We start from the raw sequence: 3,486 nt of genomic DNA on the forward strand, positions 1-3,486 counted from the left end.
ACCTCCGAGCGCATGCCGCTGACAAACTTGATGGACCCGACGACGAGGTGGCCACCGCCGGGGACGCCGCCGCCGACGACTTCCTCGTTCAGTGCGGCGACCATCCGCGGGATGTCGAGGCGGACGCCGTCGGAGCGGAGGACGGCGAAGTCGGGACCGTAGCCGATGGTGATGACCGGCTCGCCCGTCTCTGTGACCTTGCGGTCGTGAAGCTTACCCGTCGTCTTCCCCGGCGCGGGGTAGGTAAAGCGGTGTGCCCACTTGTCGAGGTCGATGCGGTAGAGGTTCGCCCCGCTTTCGAGGCGCTCGTGTTCGAGGTGCGGCTCTGCGGATTCGAGCTGTCGGTCCACGTCGCGCTCGGCGCGAGACGAAAGGAACTCCACGAGTTCGCGGTGGCGTGATTCGTCGTCACAGCCGACGTTGAGCACGTCGTTGACGATGGTCGCGCCGTCGTTGTAGCGGAGCCAGTGAGCGGCGTAGTCGAGCGCTTCACCCACGTCGAGGAGTTCGTCGCGGTCGTAGCCCTCGGCTGCGGCGAGTTCGATGTAGTCGTCCATGACCTCGGCCTTCGAGCGGTCCGAAAGCCCGGCGACGGCGGGGACGTGATGGAGTTCGTCGCTCACGTCGGGATGAATCATCCGTGCGAGTTCGACACACATCATACCCGTCGTGATGCGGTAGTCCTCGTCGTGGAGGTACGGGTTGACGTGTGCGTCGAGAAGCGGGTCGACCGCCTCGGGGTCGGGATGGTGGTGGTCGACGACCGCGATAGGCACGTCGTAGTGCGCGAGGTTCTCGTAGGCGGGCACGTCCTCTTCGGTCGACCCGTTGTCGAGCATCAGGAGGAAGGGAAGCCGCTGGCCGTGGCGAGCGCGACCCTCCAGCGCGAAGTTCAGGTCGCGGGTCACGTCCTCCATCTCGTAGAACGGTGCCTTACTCGGCAGGCGCTTGAACAGGTGTCGCGACGCGTCGGGGTCGTCGTGGACCTCGGTGATGAGTCGTTCGAGTGCCAGTTGAACCGGCACGGACGCACACATGCCGTCACCGTCTGCGTGGTGGCGGACGCGGATAGGACGGCCTTCGAGGACCGTCCGACGCAGGAGGCGTGCGACATCTTCGAGGTCGTCACGAAGCTTCTCGAATGCGGGCCACTCCACGAGCGGTTCGACCGGTTCGGGTTCGGCACGCTCGTCCAGCGCGGCATTGATGCGCTCGCGGGTCTCGTCGGCCGCGTCGGCTTCGAGGACGGTGAGACCGTCGACTTCGAGTTGGCGCGTGCCTTCGTGGTCTTCGACGGTGCCGGCCATGCGGACGACATCGTCGAGGTCGACGTGGGGGAAGGCGCGAACGCCAGCCTCTTCGAAGGCGGCGGCGGCAATGATGCCCGAGTCGTCGGCGATGCGGAAGACGGTCGGCCCGCCGGTCTGTTTGATTTGAGAGACGACACCTTCGATAGTGACCGACTCACCGACCGTGAGACGAGAGATAGGCGTGATGGTCGGTTCGTGGTCGATGGTCAGCGTACGGTAGTCGTCGGGCGTCTCTTCGGCGAACGCGATGTCGCCGTTCTCGCGGATGGAGTCGAGACGGACGACCAAGCGGTCGCCGACCTCGTAGTCGGTCGAGAGGTTGGACTCGTGAATGAGACCAGAGACGGAATCAGAGATATCCACGAAGATGCCGTACTCGACGACGCCGTTCACCACGGCGTGGTAGTATGCGCCAGTTTCAACGTCATCAACGGTGCAGTTCGGTGCAAGATCGTAAACGGTAGGTCGCGCGTCCGAATTCGGACCCGAGTCGTCGCCGGAATCCCCGGCGTGCTCGTCGCTCATAGTCTGGCTAGGTCATGGGGTGGTGTTAAGCTTTACAAAAGCATCTCGTGGACGCGAGCGATGCGCACGGTTCTGAGAGCCTCAATATCCGACCGTATCTGACCCTCAGTAGCCAATCGTATCTGACCCTCAGTAGCCAACCTCGTCCAGCGCGTCTTGGACGGCCGGTACGTACTCTGACCCGAACACGCGAACGTGTTCGAGAAGTGGGAAAAGGGCGTAGACAGGTGACCGTCTCTCGAAGAAGCCAGATTCGATCCCCCGCTGTTCGTCGTAGGCGTCGAAGAACGCGTCTCCGGCCCCGTCGAACCAGTCGATGTAGGCGAGTTCGACTTCCGGATGCCCGTAGTAACACGCCGGGTCGAGGAAGGCGACGACGCGCCCGTCTCTCACCCGCAGATTCTTCTCCCACACGTCGCCGTGAACGAGTCGTGGGGCTGACGGTTCCGTGATGAGACTATCTAGGTCGTCGGCGACGGCTTCGATTCGCTCGACGGTCGACGCTGGAAGCCCGTCTGACTGCGCCGCTTCACACCACGGCAGCAGTCGTTGGTCGCGGAAGAACTCCACCCACGAGTCCGTCCACGGGTTCGGTTGGCGGTACGGTCCAGAGAGCGTGTCAAACTGGAACCCGAACGCCGGTGCCGTGGTCTCGTGAAGTGCCGCAAGGTGGGTCGCGAGGTTGCGCTCGGCGCGGTCTGTGAGTTCGGAATCGCCCTCAACGTAGTCGAGGACGAGGAGGTCAGACTCAGCGTGGTAGACGGTCGGAACGGGGAGACCGGTTCTGTCGAGCGCATCGAGCATCGCACCTTCGACATCGAGCGGCGTGTCTCCGACTTTGACGACAACCGGGTCCCGACTGTCGAAGTCGAGCCGATAGACGTGCCCGACGTGGCCACCATCGAGTTCCGTCGTCGACGCGGGCGGTACGTCGGCATCGAGCGCACTCGTCACGCGGTCGACGAGGTCGGAAGAGAGCATCACACCGAATGTGAATCGACTGCGAACCTCAGTATAACGGTTCAATTCCTCGGTGCGGACTCACCGTTTCGGAACCCTTAGATGGAGCGCCCGCGGACGACTCGGTATGCGACTCTTCCGGTCGCCGGAGGTCATCGGAATCGCCGACGACGCCCTCGACTTCGCGCTCGAATCCTCTGCGGAGACGCATCCGAACGAGTACATGGGGCTGCTCCGCGGTGAAGATGCCCGACGACTCGGTGTGGACCGGGACGGACTCGTCGTGACGGACGTGCTCATCATTCCGGGAACCGTCTCGGACCCCTACAGCGCAACCGTTAGAAACGACCTCATCCCGAACGATTTCCGCGCCGTCGGGTCGATTCACTCCCACCCGAACGGTGTTCTCCGCCCGAGTGACGCGGACCTCGACACCTTCGGGAGCGGGACCGTCCACATCATCATCGGTGCACCGTACGGCCCGGACGACTGGAAAGCGTTCGACCAGTCCGGCGAGGTACGAGACCTCCCGGTTCTCGATGTCGACCTTCCGGACCCCGAATCGTTCTTCGACTTCACACAGGAAGACATCGACTCGGAGTTAGACCAATGAGGGGAGACAAATGAGACGAGTCATCGCGCAGGGGACCTTCGATATTCTCCACCCCGGGCACGTCCATTACCTGTCGGA

The 3,486-nt window shown here is 63.3% G+C and carries 3 protein-coding genes and 1 pseudogene; 2 read left to right on the forward strand and 2 right to left on the reverse strand.

Features of this window, described 5'->3' with window-relative positions:
- Together recJ3 and QT222_RS04340 are read right to left on the reverse strand one after the other, a co-directional pair.
- Nucleotides 1-1,835: exonuclease RecJ3 (gene recJ3, locus QT222_RS04335; protein ID WP_491476424.1), on the reverse strand; the 1,835-nt coding region annotated here is incomplete at its 3' end.
- A 129-nt stretch (nt 1,836-1,964) separates the two neighbouring features.
- Nucleotides 1,965-2,819 carry a fructosamine kinase family protein gene (locus QT222_RS04340; RefSeq protein ID WP_014732224.1) on the reverse strand — a complete coding sequence of 285 codons (855 nt, stop codon included), beginning with the start codon at nt 2,817-2,819 and terminating at the stop codon, nt 1,965-1,967.
- A gap of 103 nt (nt 2,820-2,922) precedes the next feature.
- On the opposite strand from QT222_RS04340, the gene QT222_RS04345 reads away from it, so the two are divergent.
- Together QT222_RS04345 and QT222_RS04350 are read left to right on the forward strand one after the other, a co-directional pair.
- Entirely contained in the window at nt 2,923-3,408 is a 486-nt protein-coding gene (locus QT222_RS04345) for a Mov34/MPN/PAD-1 family protein (protein WP_004572657.1), read from the forward strand.
- A gap of 10 nt (nt 3,409-3,418) precedes the next feature.
- Nucleotides 3,419-3,486 (forward strand): annotated as a pseudogene (locus QT222_RS04350) (adenylyltransferase/cytidyltransferase family protein); the annotation flags it as partial.

The organism is Haloferax sp. s1 (genome assembly GCF_058382125.1).

Coding starts and splice junctions, on each gene's coding strand:
- QT222_RS04345 (WP_004572657.1), top strand. CDS start 2,923: ATGCGACTCTTCCGGTCGCCGGAGGTCATCGGAATCGCCGACGACGCC.